General features: G+C 44.4%; 15 protein-coding genes, 1 pseudogene and 1 other annotated feature. Of the genes and pseudogenes, 10 read left to right on the top strand and 6 right to left on the bottom strand.

Annotated elements, in window-relative coordinates:
• The first annotated feature begins 7 nt into the window (after positions 1-7).
• A complete protein-coding gene (locus AB4263_RS08375; protein ID WP_050644351.1) occupies positions 8-451 on the top strand; it encodes a hypothetical protein in 444 nt (147 codons plus the stop codon).
• A gap of 136 nt (positions 452-587) precedes the next feature.
• Here the strand turns inward: AB4263_RS08375 and arcA are convergent, their stop codons facing one another.
• On the bottom strand, positions 588-1304 hold the full coding sequence (arcA, locus tag AB4263_RS08370) for a two-component system response regulator ArcA (protein WP_004741534.1): 717 nt from the start codon (positions 1302-1304) through the stop codon (positions 588-590).
• 429 nt (positions 1305-1733) lie between these two features.
• Positions 1734-1835, bottom strand: a pseudogene (locus AB4263_RS08365) (ribonuclease activity regulator protein RraA); the annotation flags it as partial.
• Positions 1836-1882: 47 nt separating this feature from the next.
• Here AB4263_RS08365 and AB4263_RS08360 point away from each other — a divergent pair.
• A complete protein-coding gene (locus AB4263_RS08360; RefSeq protein ID WP_017059310.1) occupies positions 1883-2368 on the top strand; it encodes a putative 4-hydroxy-4-methyl-2-oxoglutarate aldolase in 486 nt (161 codons plus the stop codon).
• A 110-nt stretch (positions 2369-2478) separates the two neighbouring features.
• Here AB4263_RS08360 and AB4263_RS08355 read toward each other — a convergent pair whose 3' ends face one another.
• A complete protein-coding gene (locus AB4263_RS08355; protein WP_136978408.1) occupies positions 2479-2937 on the bottom strand; it encodes a ribonuclease regulator in 459 nt (152 codons plus the stop codon).
• 317 nt (positions 2938-3254) lie between these two features.
• Positions 3255-3373, top strand: a sequence feature (Thr leader region).
• Positions 3374-3402: 29 nt separating this feature from the next.
• Here AB4263_RS08355 and thrA point away from each other — a divergent pair.
• Genes thrA through thrC form a run of 3 tightly spaced genes read left to right on the top strand, consistent with a single transcriptional unit; the run spans position 3403 to position 8116 of the window.
• The gene (thrA, locus tag AB4263_RS08350; protein ID WP_372098061.1) at positions 3403-5862 is read left to right on the top strand and encodes a bifunctional aspartate kinase/homoserine dehydrogenase I; all 2460 of its coding nucleotides are present in this window, start codon (positions 3403-3405) and stop codon (positions 5860-5862) included.
• A 17-nt stretch (positions 5863-5879) separates the two neighbouring features.
• A complete protein-coding gene (gene thrB, locus AB4263_RS08345) occupies positions 5880-6836 on the top strand; it encodes a homoserine kinase (protein WP_102319763.1) in 957 nt (318 codons plus the stop codon).
• Positions 6833-8116: a threonine synthase gene (gene thrC, locus AB4263_RS08340; RefSeq protein WP_017059314.1), complete on the top strand. Its 1284-nt coding sequence runs from the start codon at positions 6833-6835 to the stop codon at positions 8114-8116. The genes thrB and thrC overlap by 4 nt, the downstream gene beginning before the upstream one ends.
• 77 nt (positions 8117-8193) lie before the next feature.
• On the opposite strand, the gene grcA is transcribed toward thrC, so the two are convergent.
• The gene (gene grcA / locus AB4263_RS08335) at positions 8194-8571 is read right to left on the bottom strand and encodes an autonomous glycyl radical cofactor GrcA (RefSeq protein WP_017059315.1); all 378 of its coding nucleotides are present in this window, start codon (positions 8569-8571) and stop codon (positions 8194-8196) included.
• Positions 8572-8897: 326 nt separating this feature from the next.
• Here grcA and nfo point away from each other — a divergent pair, with 326 nt between their 5' ends.
• The 3 genes from nfo to AB4263_RS08320 all read left to right on the top strand — a co-directional run bounded on the left by nfo (position 8898) and on the right by AB4263_RS08320 (position 11522).
• Positions 8898-9806, top strand: a complete 909-nt coding sequence (nfo, locus tag AB4263_RS08330) for a deoxyribonuclease IV (protein ID WP_102319761.1) — start codon at positions 8898-8900, stop codon at positions 9804-9806.
• A 397-nt stretch (positions 9807-10203) separates the two neighbouring features.
• Positions 10204-10884, top strand: a complete 681-nt coding sequence (gene ung, locus AB4263_RS08325; RefSeq protein WP_102428207.1) for a uracil-DNA glycosylase — start codon at positions 10204-10206, stop codon at positions 10882-10884.
• Between the two features lie 86 nt (positions 10885-10970).
• On the top strand, positions 10971-11522 hold the full coding sequence (locus AB4263_RS08320; protein ID WP_017070073.1) for a hemerythrin domain-containing protein: 552 nt from the start codon (positions 10971-10973) through the stop codon (positions 11520-11522).
• A gap of 151 nt (positions 11523-11673) precedes the next feature.
• Here AB4263_RS08320 and AB4263_RS08315 read toward each other — a convergent pair whose 3' ends face one another.
• Positions 11674-11862, bottom strand: a complete 189-nt coding sequence (locus AB4263_RS08315; RefSeq protein ID WP_017059319.1) for a DUF3545 family protein — start codon at positions 11860-11862, stop codon at positions 11674-11676.
• Positions 11863-12571: 709 nt separating this feature from the next.
• Between AB4263_RS08315 and AB4263_RS08310 the strand changes: the two genes are divergently transcribed.
• Entirely contained in the window at positions 12572-13999 is a 1428-nt protein-coding gene (locus AB4263_RS08310; protein WP_032545312.1) for a sodium:alanine symporter family protein, read from the top strand.
• A 208-nt stretch (positions 14000-14207) separates the two neighbouring features.
• Entirely contained in the window at positions 14208-14984 is a 777-nt protein-coding gene (gene yaaA / locus AB4263_RS08305; RefSeq protein WP_017059322.1) for a peroxide stress protein YaaA, read from the top strand.
• A 115-nt stretch (positions 14985-15099) separates the two neighbouring features.
• Here the strand turns inward: yaaA and srmB are convergent, their stop codons facing one another.
• Positions 15100-16365 (bottom strand): ATP-dependent RNA helicase SrmB, encoded by a 1266-nt coding sequence (gene srmB / locus AB4263_RS08300; RefSeq protein WP_017059323.1) that lies wholly within the window; start codon positions 16363-16365, stop codon positions 15100-15102.
• Positions 16366-16471: the final 106 nt, after the last annotated feature.

The following is a 16471-nucleotide window of genomic DNA, read 5'->3' as shown; positions in this document are numbered from 1 at the left end:
AAGAATAATGAAAAAATTAGCATTCGCTGCATGTGTAGTGGCATTAGCGGGTTGTTCTGCGCCACAAGTAGAATGGCAGCAAGATAATCAAGTCGAAGTATCTGCAGTAACAGTTACCATGAAAAGCAACCTTTGGCACAACAAGATGCCAACGATTGGCGAGACTCAAGATAAGACCCTGCATGGTTCTATCTACCTAGAGTCAGATTCACAACTGCCAGCAACGCTTGCGGTTGAGAGTGTTACGGTTAAACAGGGTGCAGACACCTTGTTGGTAACGGCTGACGATCTTGATTTAAGAACACACAGTGAAACTCAATGGGAAGTCGCGTTTGTATGGCAGCTAGAGATCGACAGCGACAAGCCTGTTGATGTAGCGGTTGAACTTAAAGATGGCGAAACCGTGAAGTGGTTAGTAGAGAAAGACGTTAAGGTGGATACGGTTTACTAAAACCTTATCCAATTAAGAACAATAAAAAAGGGAGAATGCGTTGGCATTCTCCCTTTTTAATAACTATTGATGACGCTTCTATTGTTAATAACACTTACTGGTGAGTAGTGCTAAATGGTAAGAAGCGCGAATCGAATTAGTCTTCTAGGTCACCACAAAAGCGGTAGCCTTCACCGTGAATCGTTGCGATGATTTCTGGCGTACCAGAAACAGATTCAAAGTGCTTACGAATACGACGGATTGTTACGTCTACAGTACGATCGTGTGGCTTAAGCTCACGGCCAGTCATCTTCTTAAGAAGGTCTGCACGTGTTTGGATCTTACCTGGGTTCTCACAGAAGTGAAGTAGAGCACGGAACTCTGAACGAGGTAGCTTGTAGCCTTCGCCATCTGGGCTAACCAGAGAACGACTGTTGATATCTAGTACCCAACCGTTGAACTCGTACTTCTCAACGCTACGCTTCTCTTCTTGAACAGAGCTTGTGCTCATAGAACGGTTCAGAAGGTTGCGTGCACGGATAGTCAGTTCACGAGGGTTGAAAGGCTTAGTGATGTAGTCATCAGCGCCGATCTCTAGGCCAAGGATCTTATCAACTTCATTATCGCGACCAGTTAAGAACATAAGCGCTACGTTTGCTTGCTCACGTAGTTCACGTGCAAGTAGTAGGCCATTCTTACCTGGAAGGTTGATGTCCATAATTACAAGGTTAACTTGGTTGTCAGATAGCACTTGGTGCATCTCTTCACCGTCGCTAGCCTCAAAAACAGCATATCCCTCTGCTTCAAAAATACTCTTTAGAGTGTTACGAGTTACTTGCTCATCTTCAACGATAAGAATCTGCGGGGTTTGCATTTGGCGGTACCTAAATTTGTGACGAAACTGTGCTAATAGAATAAATTCTAGGCAAAAACATAACATACAGGTAATGTATTTTTGATGATAACTTAAAGTTTTCAAAAAAACACTTACTTCCAGCTATCTGCCTTCCTTGAAGTATTGCCCAATAACGTAGATCCAGTACGCCTTTCAATCATTCTTTTAGTGATTGGAGTGGATTCTATAATGTTAACAGCATGCTAACAACGCGAGAATGTTAATTCCATTCACTTTGTTGATTTACATCAATTGCCGTATCGCAACAAACTTTAATAGTATGGCTACAACTTAACCAATGTTATGGTGACTATTTAGCACCAAAACAAGAATGATTATTCGAGATGCTTCGCACATCTTGCCTGCTAAAGACCGGATTATGAACCAAGGAAGCTGAAAGCTGTCTTAAGAGTCTAGTAGATAAATATGCTCAATCAACCTTTATTGAGTAATAAATTGAGCATAGAACAATGAAAACAAAGGATTAATTTTAATAACATATAAAAGCATAGAGGCTAGCCTGACATAACTGGTAACGCCTTACTCACGGAGGATATATGCACGATATAACACCCGACTTGTGTGATGAGTTTGAAAGCGAAGTCACCCTACTGAACATGCCATTGCAGAACTTCGGCCAACGTGGTGCGTTCTTTGGAAAAATTGTAACAGTTCGTTGTTATCACGATAATTCCAAGGTTCGCGAGGTTTTAGAGACCGACGGCTGTGGCAAAGTGCTTGTCGTTGACGGTAATGGCTCATGCCAGAAGGCGCTGCTTGGCGATCAACTCGCTATTCTCGCAATAGAAAATGGTTGGGAAGGCGTGATTGTGAACGGTGCGGTGCGTGATGTTGGCATGATGTCGCAAATGGACCTTGGCGTTCAAGCGTTAGGTGCATCGCCATTCAAAACAGAGAAACGCGGTGTCGGCCAAGTGAATGTGACGCTCTCTATACATAATCAACTGATTCAGCCTGGTGACTATATTTATGCCGATTGGAATGGTGTGTTAATTTCATCTGAGTTGTTAATTGAATCGTAACTGACTCAAATTGAATGCCGTTGATAGATTAGAACGGGGAATGGTTTGTGATGTGCTGAAAGTTTGTAGCTCAATCCGATCTAGTTAGTAAATAAAGAACAAGCCAAAGATTAAAAGCGAAACCCTAATCCCACTTCAACACCTTGCTGCCACTCTTCATAATCAAGAGTGGCATGCAAATCTAGGTTATCTGTTAGTTGCACTCGGCTGGAAACCTCTGCGGCGACTGATTTCTCATTGTCTTCGGTTTCGTCTTTATAGGTGTGCAGAGAACTGTTGAAAGAAACTCTTTCTGAGAACTGATAACTGACACCACTTAAAAATCCGCTTTCATACTTAAGTGAATCGCTGTTGATTCGTGTACCTACATAAAGGTCAACATCAGCAAACAAGCTATAAGAGTAGCCACTGTCTATCTTCCAAGTATCGAAGCTTTCACTCGACGCGTTTTGTGTGGAGATAAAGAATTTATGAGAAGAACTATCGATCTGGCTGGGTAGTAGAGGCAAGCTATTCGCTGAACAAACAACAGGCATAGCAAAAGCCAAAAGAATAAGTAATCTCTTCATTTCCCACTCCTGATGTCATTATTATTGTTCTTCGAACGTTATCGTTCAATTAAAGCACAGAACTTGTACGTTCGCTGCACAATCGATATAGCATTTTGTTATGACTATATATGCAATTGATCACTCTTGCCTGTTCAATGAGTAAATCCAGTATCTTAAGTGAAGGTTTATACAGGGTGTTTTATCCCTTAAATGACGGTTTGCTCTGAAAAACGGTGCGAATGTAAAAAAAACGCAACTTTTCATTGACGTCCAGTGGTAAAAATTGATACACGTAGAGTAAAGCACAAGCAGAGAATTTGATATGCAGCACGTAAGCCACCTAGTAATGACCACAACCATTATTATTACCGACATTAACATTGTTGGGGCAGGCTGCTAAGTAACGGATTTTAAAAAAAAGGCCTGTATCCAACAAGATACAGGCCTTTTTTTGTACCATTTTTATGACTTATGGAGAAAGGGATGCGCGTTTTAAAGTTTGGAGGTTCATCATTAGCTGATGCAGATCGTTTTTTACGAGCGGCTGATATCATCGCTAATAATGCCCAGCAAGAAGAGCTAGCCGTTGTACTATCGGCTCCAGGAAAAACAACCAATAAGTTGGTCGCTGTTATTGAAGCTGCACTGAAAAATGGTGAAGCTGACGCACAGATTACAGAGATCGAATCTTCATTTAACACACTGTTTGCAGAGATCAAAGCGGTCGTGCCTTCTATCGATGGTGCCGCGTTTCAAGAGCAGGTGGATACCTCTCTTGCTCAGCTAAAGCAGTTCGTGAATGGCATCAACCTACTTGGTATGTGCCCGAACCACGTTAATGCTCGCATCATCAGTAAAGGTGAGCGAATCTCTATCCAGTTAATGAAAGCGGTACTGGAAGCGAAAGGCCAACCAGCAAGCCTGATTGACCCTGTCCAATACCTATACGCTAAAGGCGATCACCTTGAAGCTATGGTCGATGTGGATGTCTCTACTCAGAACTTCCAACAATCTCCACTTCCTAAAGGTCACGTTAACATCATGCCTGGCTTTACTGCGGGTAATGAAAAAGGTGAGCTAGTCACACTAGGTCGTAATGGTTCTGACTACTCAGCGGCTGTGTTAGCGGCGTGTCTACGTGCTGATTGCTGTGAAATCTGGACTGATGTCGATGGCGTTTACAACTGTGACCCACGCTTAGTTGATGATGCTCGTCTGCTCAAGTCTCTTAGCTACCAAGAGGCGATGGAGCTTTCTTACTTTGGTGCTTCGGTTCTACACCCGAAAACCATTGCTCCTATTGCGCAATTCCACATTCCTTGTCTGATCAAAAACAGCTTCAACCCACAAGGCGCAGGTACTTTGATTGGCCAAGACACTGGCGAAGATAACCTAGCAATCAAAGGTATTACGACGCTAAGTGACCTAACCATGGTTAACGTATCAGGCCCAGGCATGAAGGGCATGGTAGGTATGGCGAGTCGTGTATTCGGCGCGATGTCTTCTGCTGGCATTTCTATTGTCCTTATTACTCAATCTTCTTCTGAGTACAGCATCAGCTTCTGTATTGAATCGGCTGATAAGGTGAAAGCGAAACAAGTGTTGTCAGACGCGTTTGAACTTGAACTTAAAGATGGTCTATTAGAGCCAGTTGAGTTCATGGATGACGTTGCGATTGTAACGCTGGTGGGTGACGGTATGCGCACTTCACGTGGCGTAGCATCTCAGTTCTTCTCTTCTTTAGCTGAAGTGAACGTCAACATTGTTGCTATTGCTCAAGGTTCTTCAGAGCGCGCTATTTCAGCGGTTATCCCTGAAGACAAAATCTCTGAAGCAATCAAAGCGTGTCACGAGAACCTATTTAACTCTAAGCACTTCCTAGATGTATTCGTTGTGGGTGTCGGCGGTGTTGGTGGCGAGCTTGTTGACCAGATCCAACGTCAGCAAGGCAAACTGGCTGAAAAAGGCATCGTGATTCGCGTATGTGGTTTAGCAAACAGTAAAGGTTTGTTGCTAGACAGCGATGGTCTACCGTTAGAGCAGTGGCGTGACCGTATGTCGAGTGCGACTGAAGAGTTCAGCCTAGCGCGTTTAGCGGCTTTGGTTCAACGTAACCACATCATCAACCCAGTATTGGTTGATTGTACGTCTAGCGAAGGTATTGCGGCGCAGTACGCTGATTTCCTAGCGGCTGGTTTCCACGTAGTAACACCAAACAAGAAAGCAAACACAGCAAGCATGGCTTACTACCATCAGCTTCGTGAAGTTGCACGCAACTCACGTCGTAAGCTGATGTACGAGACAACAGTAGGTGCAGGTCTACCGGTCATCGAAAACCTACAGAACCTTATCTCTGCAGGTGATGAACTTGAGAAGTTCAACGGCATTCTTTCAGGTTCACTGTCTTACATCTTCGGCAAGCTTGATGAAGGTATGACACTGAGCCAGGCAACCAATATTGCAAAAGATAACGGCTTCACTGAACCGGATCCTCGAGATGATCTATCTGGTATGGATGTGGCGCGTAAGTTGCTAATTCTTGCTCGTGAAGCAGGCATGGCGCTTGAACTTGAAGATGTTGAAGTAGACCAAGCTCTGCCACCGGGTTTTGATGATTCAGGTACGGTTGAAGAGTTCATGGCTCGCCTACCAGAAGCGGATGCTTACTTCAAAGAGCAGTCAGTTATCGCAGCAGAAGAAGGTAAAGTACTTCGTTATGTGGGTGAAATCGCTGAAGGTAAGTGTAAGGTTCGTATCGCTGCTGTTGATGGCGACGACCCAATGTTCAAGATTAAAGATGGCGAGAACGCATTAGCATTCTACAGCCGTTACTACCAACCAATCCCTCTAGTACTGCGTGGCTACGGCGCGGGTACTGAAGTAACAGCTGCTGGCGTATTCTCTGATGTGATGCGTACTCTTGGTTGGAAATTAGGAGTTTAAGAATGAGTTCAAGTGATATGGATGTTGTCGTTTATGCTCCTGCATCAATCGGTAATGTCAGTGTAGGGTTTGATGTGCTGGGGGCCGCTGTGTCTCCAGTGGATGGCACGCTGCTAGGTGACCGAGTTATGGTTAAAGCCGGTGATGAACCATTCTCACTTAAAACTGCAGGCAGCTTTGTTTCTAAGCTGCCAACTGAAGCAAAAGAAAACATCGTTTACGACTGCTGGGTGGTGTTCTCGAGAGAGCTTGATAAAAAAGGCGTTACGCTAAAGCCTTTAGAAATGACACTAGAAAAGAACATGCCTATCGGTTCAGGTTTGGGTTCTAGTGCATGTTCAATCGTCGCGGCACTGGATGCGCTAAACCGTTTTCACGGTCAGCCCCTGAATGAAACTGAACTGCTTACTCTGATGGGTGAAATGGAAGGCAAGATTTCAGGTGGTATCCACTACGATAACGTTGCGCCATGTTACCTTGGTGGTGTGCAGCTCATGCTTGAAGAGCTAGGCATCATCAGCCAAGAAGTACCGTGTTTTGACGACTGGTACTGGGTAATGGCTTATCCGGGTATTAAGGTTTCAACGGCTGAAGCGAGAGAGATCCTACCATCTCAATATCGTCGTCAGGATATTATTGCTCATGGTCGTCACTTAGCGGGCTTTATCCACGCGTGTCATTCAGGTCAACCTGAACTGGCGGCGAAGATGATCAAAGACGTGATCGCTGAACCATATCGTGAGAAACTGCTTCCAGGGTTTGCTGATGCTCGTAAATACGCGCTGTCAGCTGGGGCACTGGCTACTGGTATTTCTGGTAGTGGTCCAACTCTATTTAGCATTTGCAAAGAACAAGATGTCGCCGAGCGTGTTGCACGCTGGTTAGAACAAAATTACGTACAAAATGAAGAAGGATTCGTTCACGTTTGTCGCCTAGATAAGCAGGGTTCGATCGTTACAGGAAGTGAGTTATGAAACTGTACAACATCAAAGAAAATGATGAACAAGTCTCTTTTGGCCAAGCCGTTCGTCAAGGCTTAGGCCGTAATCAAGGTCTATTTTTCCCATCTGAACTGCCAAAGTTTGATGATATCGATGCGCTGCTAGCAGAGGACTTTGTCCCTCGTAGCTCAAAGATTCTGTCAGCATTGATTGGTGATGAATTACCAAAAGAACAGATCGACCAAATGGTGGATGCAGCGTTCCAATTCCCTGCACCAATCAACCAAGTAAAAGACGGCGTTTACGCGCTTGAGCTTTTCCACGGTCCAACACTGGCGTTTAAAGATTTCGGTGGCCGCTTTATGGCTCAATCTTTAGCAGCTGTTTCTGATGGTGGTCAAATCACTATCTTAACGGCAACATCAGGTGATACTGGTGCGGCGGTTGCGCATGCTTTCTACGGCATGGAAGACATCAATGTTGTGATTCTTTACCCGAAAGGCAAGATCAGCCCACTGCAAGAGAAGCTGTTCTGTACGCTTGGCAAGAACATCCACACTGTGGCGATTGATGGTGACTTTGATGCGTGTCAGGCTCTAGTTAAAGACTCATTTGATGACGCTGAACTGCGTAAAGAGATCGGTCTTAATTCGGCAAACTCGATCAACATCAGCCGTTTAATGGCTCAGATCTGTTACTACTTTGAGGCGGCTTCTCAGCTGACTAAAGAGCAACGTGAAAACCTCGTTATCTCTGTACCAAGTGGTAACTTTGGTAACCTAACGGCTGGTCTATTGGCTAAAGCGCTAGGTCTACCTGTTAAGCGTTTTATCGCAGCAACTAACGAAAATGACACTGTTCCTCGTTACCTAGAAACAGGTCAATGGGATCCAAAACCGACTGTTGCGACAACATCGAACGCGATGGACGTAAGCCAACCAAACAACTGGCCTCGTATCGAAGAGCTTTGCCAACTGAAAGGTTGGGGCTTAGATACACTAGGCAAAGGTAAAGTATCTGACGAGCAGAGCGCTGAGTCAGTTCGCGACCTAAAAGCACAAGGTTACCTATGTGAACCACATGGTGCGATTGCTTACCGTCTACTGGAAGAGCAACTGCAAGAGAACGAAACTGGCTTGTTCCTGTGTACAGCACACCCAGCGAAATTCAAAGAAGTGGTTGATGACATCCTAGGTTCTGATATCGAACTGCCTGGCCCGCTAGCAAAACACGCGGCGATGGAATTGTTGTCTGAAGATCTTGATAACGATTTTGAAGCGCTAAAAGCTGTGCTTCGTCGAGTTCAACCGTAACGTCCATTTGTTTTTCGAACAAATAAAAACGGCGCTCAATGAGCGCCGTTTTTGTATTCTAATTTAAGCTCTAAAAATTATAGAGACTCAGTGAACGTACGTGCGATAACGTCACGTTGCTGTTCAGTTGTTAGAGAGTTGAAACGTACAGCGTAACCCGATACACGGATAGTTAGCTGTGGGTAGTTCTCTGGGTGAGCAACTGCGTCTTCTAGCGTTTCACGCTTAAGAACGTTAACGTTTAGGTGTTGACCACCTTCGATGCGTGGTGCTGCTTCGATTGCAACTTCACGGCTTTCGTACTCGCCTAGGTCTGCAGCTGAGATAACTTGGTCAGCTTCGAAACCTGCAGTAGCAACAACACAACGAGCTTCATTCTTCTCGCTATCTAGTAGCCAGATTGAGTTTAGTAGGTCATCGTTTGCTGCTTTAGTAATTTGAATACCTTGGATCATAACTATCTCCTAGTCCACTGAATGTGGTTTGATTATGGTGTTAACTTTCGATTTTTATTGAGCTGGGTAATATATACCTAATACTAGTAAGGTTAACATTGATTCAAGTCAAAAAACAACCAAAAACCATATTTTCACAAAGGTGATTATATTGAGGTAAATCAATAAAACCTTTGAAAACAAAGTAATTACAAAATATTTTAAAGTATAAAAAATATTTAACAGTCATATTTGTTGTAAGTTTACTACATTTATTGTGTTTTTATTGAACTACAACCGATACGACCCTTTATTTATTAAGCATTCTGAAAGTGTAAAGTGATTTAATGACAAACAATAATTCATCCTCAAAACCGGAAACAAATATTAAGTTTATTGGCGCTCATGTCTCGGCTGCTGGTGGAGTTGATCAGGCGCCTATGCGTGCACGTGAAATAGGTGCCAATGCGTTTGCACTGTTTACCAAGAACCAGAGACAGTGGGCGGCAAAACCACTAGAAGCGAAAACCATTAGTGCCTTTAAAGCCAATTGCAAAATGTTGGGCTACGGTGCTGAGCACATTCTTCCTCATGACTCCTACCTGATTAACCTAGGAGCGCCAGAAGAAGAGAAGCTAGAGAAATCACGCGCGGCTTTTATTGATGAAATGGAGCGTTGTAATCAACTTGGACTAACGCTTTTGAATTTTCATCCTGGGAGTCATTTAAAGAAAATCTCAGAAAGCGAATGTTTGGCGAAGATCGCTGAATCGATCAACCTAGCTCATCAAGCGGTACCTGACGTAATCGCAGTGATCGAGAATACGTCTGGGCAGGGCACTAATCTGGGTTGGAAGTTTGAACATCTAGCCGAGATTATCGAGCAGGTAGAAGATAAGTCACGTGTGGGTGTGTGCTTAGACACCTGCCATACGTTTACTGCTGGCTATGACTTACGTACAAAAGAGGCGTGTGAGCATACTTTTGCTGAGTTCGACCGCATCGTGGGTATGCACTATCTAAGAGCAATGCACATCAATGATTCAAAAGCTGAGTTCGCGAGCCGAGTCGATCGACACCATTCTTTAGGAAAAGGCGAAATTGGCTGGGATTGTTTTGAGTATATTGCCTCTGATTCTCGCTTTAATGGTATCCCTCTTATCTTGGAAACCATTGATTCGACGATCTGGAAAGAGGAAATTCAACAACTTAGAATGTTTCATCGCTCAGCAACGCTAGCGAGCGAACAAGCGTAATAATAGAGGGGGAAATTTATTTCCGTCTATTTCTAAAAATTGGCACCTTTCTTTCATAGTATTAAAGTGAATATGTAGTTCACGATGTCTTAGAGGAGGTGCCTTTATGTATTCAATCACCCAAACTTCAACTATTGCTGTCGCACGCCGTTTACCTACACCAAACCGTCACGTGCATAACCACGGCCACCATCGTACACAGCAGAAAAGTGGTTAATCGAGATAAGCACAACTTGAACTGATTATTATGATTCATCAACAAGTGAACCCTACACATCATGTTTATTGATAGCTGTATGAGGTATAACTAGAGCCTTATTTAGGACAGTTAGCCGATACAGCTATTTTTTTGTCTGGCGAAAGCCGCTAGAAACCTTGATGATTGGGAAGTAAAACGATGAGCGCACCAAAGACTTGGGAATCCATTATTAATGATGAACGTGATAAAGAGTACTTTCAGAGTGTCCTCGCGTTTGTTGAACAGCAACGTAATAGTGGTAAAACCGTCTACCCGCCACAAGAACAGGTGTTCAGTGCCTTTGATATGACGCCTTTCGAATCCGTGCGAGTGGTTATCTTAGGGCAAGATCCTTATCACGGTGCTAACCAAGCTCACGGCTTAGCATTCTCAGTGCTTCCTGGTGTGAAAATCCCACCTTCTCTACGCAATATGTACAAAGAGCTTGCACAAGATATAGAGGGCTTTGAGATTCCTAGTCATGGTTATCTCGATTCTTGGGCATCGCAAGGGGTGTTGATGTTGAACACAGTCCTTACAGTCGAAGAGGCAAAAGCACACTCACATGCTAAGTGTGGCTGGGAAACCTTTACCGATGCCATTATTGCTGAGCTCAATCAGCGCTCTGAACCGATCATCTTTTTGTTGTGGGGCGCACACGCCCAGAAGAAAGGTCAAGCGATTGATGACGACAAGCATCATGTGTTGGTTGCACCTCACCCATCGCCATTATCGGCACGCCGTGGATTCTTCGGTTGTCAGCATTTCTCTACAACCAACAAGCTGCTTTCTTCTATGGATCAACAACCTATTGACTGGCGTTTACCAACAGAAGTGTAGGTTGGTGGTTTTCTGAGCAGGGTCAAATCATAAATCAGCATATTCGTATACACTTATAAATAGTAGGTGTAATGGAGTGCAATACTATGATGATTGAAAGGATAAGACGAGAGCATGGCTATATGGCTCGTTTACTCGCGATACTCAACAGTAAGTTAGAGTTTCTGAAACAGGAGCGAGAAATAAACTATAGCCTGATCGCAGAGGTGGTTCATTACCTTATGAACCATTCAGACAAAGTGCATCACCCTAAAGAAGACGTCATTTATCGCTACTATCTTAAGCAATATGGCAGCGAGCAAGCGATTGAAGACTTGGAGTTAGAGCATCAATTGCTTTCTGAGAAAACGGCGGACTTTTTAGGTTTGGTCGATATGATCCTTCAAGATGCGGTGGTTCCTCAGCAAGTCTTTATTGAGCAGCTTGAAGCGTTTGTTAAGGCTCAGCGAAAGCACATGGAATATGAAGAGAAGCATGTGCTACCCATGATTGTTGAGGCGTTCACGGTGAAAGATTGGCAAGAAGTGGAGTCTCAATGGCTTCAACCGGAAGATGACCCTGTTTTTGGAGAGACCATCGCCGATCAATATCGCCAACTCGCGGCTCGGGTTCGACAAAATGAACAAGAGTGTGTTTAGCCCGTTGTAATGTTGAGGTGCACCTATTTTAGGTGTCCTCTATATTAGAGGGTTGGTTTCCAAATGGCGCTTTGAGCGGATTAACTACCTCAAAAAATAAAAAAGGCACCTATATAGGTGACTTTTGCTATCTGATTTCTTATCGTGCTGATTAAAGTTTTATATCGTCAAGGCTAAAATCAAGACCTAGGTTCATCTCTCTCAGCTCTTTCTCAAGCTGCCTACGATCGTTGATGGCTTCGATTTCACGCCACTTACGCTTGAGTGGTTTCGAGCGTGATTTTTGAGTTACACGAGGCATTTCTAGTTCTGATACTTCATCGAATTGAAAGCTATCCATAAGCCATATCTCCTTCCGTGGGACTAGTTCTTACGAACCAATAAATATCATATTTAGGTTCACAATAACTTTGATTTGTTTCTCATTTGTTTCAAATCCATGAAGCTTTTGTTCTATTTTCTTATGCATGCTCACACATTGTGAGAATTATTATGTATAAAAAACAGGCAAACAAACCTAAGTAAACGATTAAATTGGGGGTTATTGAATGTTAATTCATTGTGCGAATGGAATAGCGTTTTGACTACAATGCATTGAAGTGCACATGGTACCGTGCGGTATAGGGATCTCATTGGCCTAGAAAAAAACGAAGATCTTCACTATACCTTGTAAAACCTAGGCTGACGTCATTTTTATAGGATGGTGTTCTTGTTGGGGTAGTGCCGTGGCTGTTGTTGATATTATGTCCCGATAATGTGACTTTTATTGGGCTGCATTGTTGAAAGTTGTGTTAACAAAAGGTGTGTTATTAGTGAAATGTCATTTTAATATAAGTGTATTTGCATATTGATTTTTAGGCCGTCTCGCTGCATTATCCGCCCGTCAAAAAATACACTGATACGTAAAATGGATGCATGAAGCGACATTTACAGTCTCAATCGCCGCAAGAATATAACAAGAGTGCCGACACAACATTGACAGAGGCATAGGCGATTAAGAGGAAGGCTAGGAAGCATGATCGGTGCTTAAACTCAATTACGAGGTTCACGTGACAGACTTAATCAATTTGATGAACGATCTCCTTTGGGGATCTATCTTAGTTTACTTACTGGTTGGTGTGGGTATCTACTTCACTGTACGACTAGGCTTCATTCAATTCCGCCATTTCGGCCACATGTTCTCTGTTCTTAGAAACAGCCGTAAAGCAGACAGTGCTGGTATCTCTTCTTTCCAAGCTCTTTGTACTAGTCTCGCTGCTCGTGTAGGTACGGGTAACATGGCAGGTGTTGCTGTAGCACTAACCGCTGGTGGCCCTGGTGCTATCTTCTGGATGTGGCTAATCGCAATGCTAGGTATGGCAACATCGTTTGCAGAAAGCACACTGGCACAGCTATACAAAACGCGTGATAACGACGGTAACTACCGCGGCGGCCCTGCATACTACATGGAGAAAGGCCTAGGCATGCGTTGGATGGGGGTTCTATTCTCTATCTTCCTCATCATTGCATTTGGTCTTGTATTCAACGCGGTTCAAGCGAACGCGATTGCAAGCGCAATGAATACGGCATTCGACCTTGAGCGTAGCTACGTTGGTGTTGGTATCGTAATCATCTCTGCGTTCGTTATCTTCGGTGGTATCCGTAAGATTGCACGCACAGCAGAAATCATCGTTCCAATCATGGCATTGGCTTACCTAGCGATCGCTATGTACGTGATGTTCGCGAACATCGAGAAAGTGCCTGAAGTACTGGCTCTTATCTTCAAGAGTGCATTCGGTCTGCAAGAAGCAGCAGCGGGTGGCCTAGGTTACGCAATCGCACAAGCGATGATTAACGGCATCAAACGTGGTTTGTTCTCGAACGAAGCGGGTATGGGTTCTGCGCCAAACGCAGCAGCTTCTGCTACGCCTTACCCACCGCACCCAGCATCACAAGGTTACGTGCAAATGCTAGGCGTGTTCATGGATACCATTGTTATCTGTTCAGCAACAGTCGCAATCATCCTGATGTCTGGTGAGTATGTACCACACGGTGAAGTAACGGGTATCGAACTAACGCAACGTGCACTAACAGCACAAGTGGGCGAATGGGGCGGCATTTTTGTAGCGGTAGCGATTTTCTTCTTCGCTTTCACTTCAATCATTGCAAACTACTCGTACGCTGAAACGAACCTTATCTTCCTTGAGCACAACAACAAGAAGGGCCTAGTGCTGTTCCGTATCGTTGTTCTGGGTATGGTTATGTTCGGTTCTCTAGCGACGTTACCAACGGTATGGGCACTGGCTGACGTATCGATGGGCCTAATGGCGATTGTTAACTTGGTGGCGATTATCCTGCTATCAGGCATCGTGATTAAGCTAGCGAAAGACTACAACCGCCAACTAGACGCGGGTAAAGTACCAACATTCGATTCGAATGACTTCCCAGAGCTTAAGTCTCAGCTGGAAGACGGTATTTGGGACAACAACAAGAAGTAATCTTGTTGGAGCGATAAACGGCTCATCCTAAAGTGATTAGAAAGGCTAAGGTTTCGACCTTAGCCTTTTTGTTTGCCTGTCATTTGTCTCATTCTGTCTATCGAAGCTCATTCTCCCTATCGAAGTAATAGGAAGAGTCATAAAGACAAGTTGATGTTTTTTCTATACTCTAGCAGCATCCAGTTAGATAACCGATTAGGGTAAAGTTATGTTAGTTGTCGTTTCTCCAGCCAAAACACTTGATTACGAATCACCATTAGCGACGGAACGCTTTAGTCAGCCTGAGTTTGTTGAACACTCTGCTGAGCTGATTGAAGAGTGCCGCAAACTGACGCCAGTAGATATTTCTGCACTGATGAAAGTCAGCGATAAAATCGCAGGGTTGAACGTAGCGCGCTTTGAGCAGTGGAGCGAGACCTTTACCCAAGACAACGCACGCCAAGCAATCCTAGCCTTTAAAGGCGATGTATACACTGGCCTAGACGCTGAAACGCTATCGGATGAAGATTTTGACTACGCACAAGACCACCTGCGCATGCTTTCTGGGTTATATGGCTTGCTTAAGCCATTAGATTTGATGCAGCCATACCGCCTAGAGATGGGTACACGCTTAGCCAATGCTCGTGGTACTAACTTGTACCAGTTCTGGGGCAATATCATCACAGACAAGCTGAATGAAGCGTTGAATGCTCAAGGCGACAATGTGTTGATCAACTTGGCGTCTAACGAATACTTTAAAGCCGTGAAGCCGAAGAACTTGGATGGCCAAGTGATTACCCCTGTATTCAAAGACTGCAAGAACGGTCAGTACAAGGTGATCAGTTTCTACGCGAAGAAAGCGCGTGGCATGATGGCTCGCTACATCATCGAGAACAAGATCGACTCGGTTGAGGCGCTGACCCAGTTTGATACGGCGGGCTACTACTTCGTTGAAGAAGAGTCGAACGCGAAAGAGCTTGTCTTTAAGCGCGAAGAGCAAAACTAGTAGTCCTTGGCTAACGAGTAGCTCTCGGTTTTAGCCTGATAACAGACCAGATAGAGAAAAGCCCCATGCAGCGAACTGCATGGGGCTTTTTTATTGAATCGTTGAAGCTGGTAGATTACTTCTTCTTTGCTGCTTTCTTTTTCTTCGCGATTTTTTTCTTCTTCGCGATTTTTTGTTTCTCTACCGCTTTCTTATCTTCTTTCTTCGGCTTCTTCTTCTTAGTCACGGCCGCTTTCTTATGCGTAGGGCGCATGCCTTCGATGAAGCGTTCTTTGATTGGTTCGTCTGTGTAACGAGCCACACGCTCAATCATTAGTTGATCGTGCGCTTCAATGATAGAAACCGCGTTACCTTTTTTACCAGCACGAGCCGTACGGCCAATACGGTGTAGGTATACGTCAGCAGTACGTGGCATGTCGTAGTTGATTACGTGGCTTACGTCTGGAAGGTCGATACCACGAGCAGCAACGTCAGTCGCTAGTAGTACGTTTACAGAGCCGTCACGGAAACGAGCAATCGCGTTGTTACGACGATCTTGAGGCATTTCACCTTGGATCCACGCACATGGAATTTGTGCGCTTTCAAGTTGAGCTCGTAGATCACCTAGACGATCACGAGTCTTCAAGAATACGATGCTGCGCTCAGCTTGCTCTGTGATGACGTGCTTTAGGATGTTCAGCTTGTGCTCTGCTGTGTCTGCACGGTGGTACCACTGAGTGATCTTCTTACGCTCACGAAGTGATGATTTCGCATCGATCTCCGCTGGGTTTTTCAGTAGATCTTCAGTGAAGCCTTCAATGCCTTTACCTTCTAGCGTTGCTGAGAACAGTAAAGTTTGTTTACGCCAGCGACACTCTGCAGACAGACGGTCAACAACAGGACCAAAGCCCATGTCTAGCATGCGGTCGGCTTCATCTAGAACCAGCCATTCAATCGCACGACAGTCAAAACGCTCGCCTTCAATGTATTCCATCAAACGGCCAGGTGTTGCTACTACGATATCTTGAGTGGTACTTAAGATATCTGCGTGCTCTTGGTACATAACACCGCCCGTGATCGTGAAGATATTTAGGCTGGTGTATTTAGCAAGCTCACGTGCTTGTTCGGTGATCTGCATTGCTAGCTCACGCGTTGGCGTCAGGATAAGCATACGTGCAGGGCCAGATTTTTTACGTGGGAAATCCAGTAGGTATTGCAGTGCTGGCAATACAAATGATGCTGTTTTACCAGTACCTGTTGGCGCAGAAGCCAAAACGTCTCTTCCATCTAACGCTTGTGGGATTGCTTCAGCTTGTATCTGTGTTGGACGTTCGTAGCCCATTTCGTCAATTGCTTTAAGCAGCTCTTGGTTTAGATCGAGTTCTGCAAAGGTTCTGATCACTGTTGTTTCTCCACAAGCAATAAATGTTTCTGCCTCAAAAAGCAGACGATAAAAAAGAGTAGTCGGACATTATAGAAGCATTAGTGATTAGGATCACATGGTATTT

The organism is Vibrio sp. 10N.261.55.C5 (assembly GCF_041470505.1).
Lineage (GTDB): Bacteria > Pseudomonadota > Gammaproteobacteria > Enterobacterales > Vibrionaceae > Vibrio > Vibrio crassostreae_C.
Note: the sequence above shows the minus strand (reverse complement) of the source record. Positions and strands in the feature narration are given on the sequence as shown.

Coding starts and splice junctions, on each gene's coding strand:
- AB4263_RS08375 (WP_050644351.1), top strand. CDS start 8: ATGAAAAAATTAGCATTCGCTGCATGTGTAGTGGCATTAGCGGGTTGT.
- arcA (WP_004741534.1), bottom strand. CDS start 1,304: ATGCAAACCCCGCAGATTCTTATCGTTGAAGATGAGCAAGTAACTCGT.
- AB4263_RS08360 (WP_017059310.1), top strand. CDS start 1,883: ATGCACGATATAACACCCGACTTGTGTGATGAGTTTGAAAGCGAAGTC.
- AB4263_RS08355 (WP_136978408.1), bottom strand. CDS start 2,937: ATGAAGAGATTACTTATTCTTTTGGCTTTTGCTATGCCTGTTGTTTGT.
- thrA (WP_372098061.1), top strand. CDS start 3,403: ATGCGCGTTTTAAAGTTTGGAGGTTCATCATTAGCTGATGCAGATCGT.
- thrB (WP_102319763.1), top strand. CDS start 5,880: ATGGATGTTGTCGTTTATGCTCCTGCATCAATCGGTAATGTCAGTGTA.
- thrC (WP_017059314.1), top strand. CDS start 6,833: ATGAAACTGTACAACATCAAAGAAAATGATGAACAAGTCTCTTTTGGC.
- grcA (WP_017059315.1), bottom strand. CDS start 8,571: ATGATCCAAGGTATTCAAATTACTAAAGCAGCAAACGATGACCTACTA.
- nfo (WP_102319761.1), top strand. CDS start 8,898: ATGACAAACAATAATTCATCCTCAAAACCGGAAACAAATATTAAGTTT.
- ung (WP_102428207.1), top strand. CDS start 10,204: ATGAGCGCACCAAAGACTTGGGAATCCATTATTAATGATGAACGTGAT.
- AB4263_RS08320 (WP_017070073.1), top strand. CDS start 10,971: ATGATGATTGAAAGGATAAGACGAGAGCATGGCTATATGGCTCGTTTA.
- AB4263_RS08315 (WP_017059319.1), bottom strand. CDS start 11,862: ATGGATAGCTTTCAATTCGATGAAGTATCAGAACTAGAAATGCCTCGT.
- yaaA (WP_017059322.1), top strand. CDS start 14,208: ATGTTAGTTGTCGTTTCTCCAGCCAAAACACTTGATTACGAATCACCA.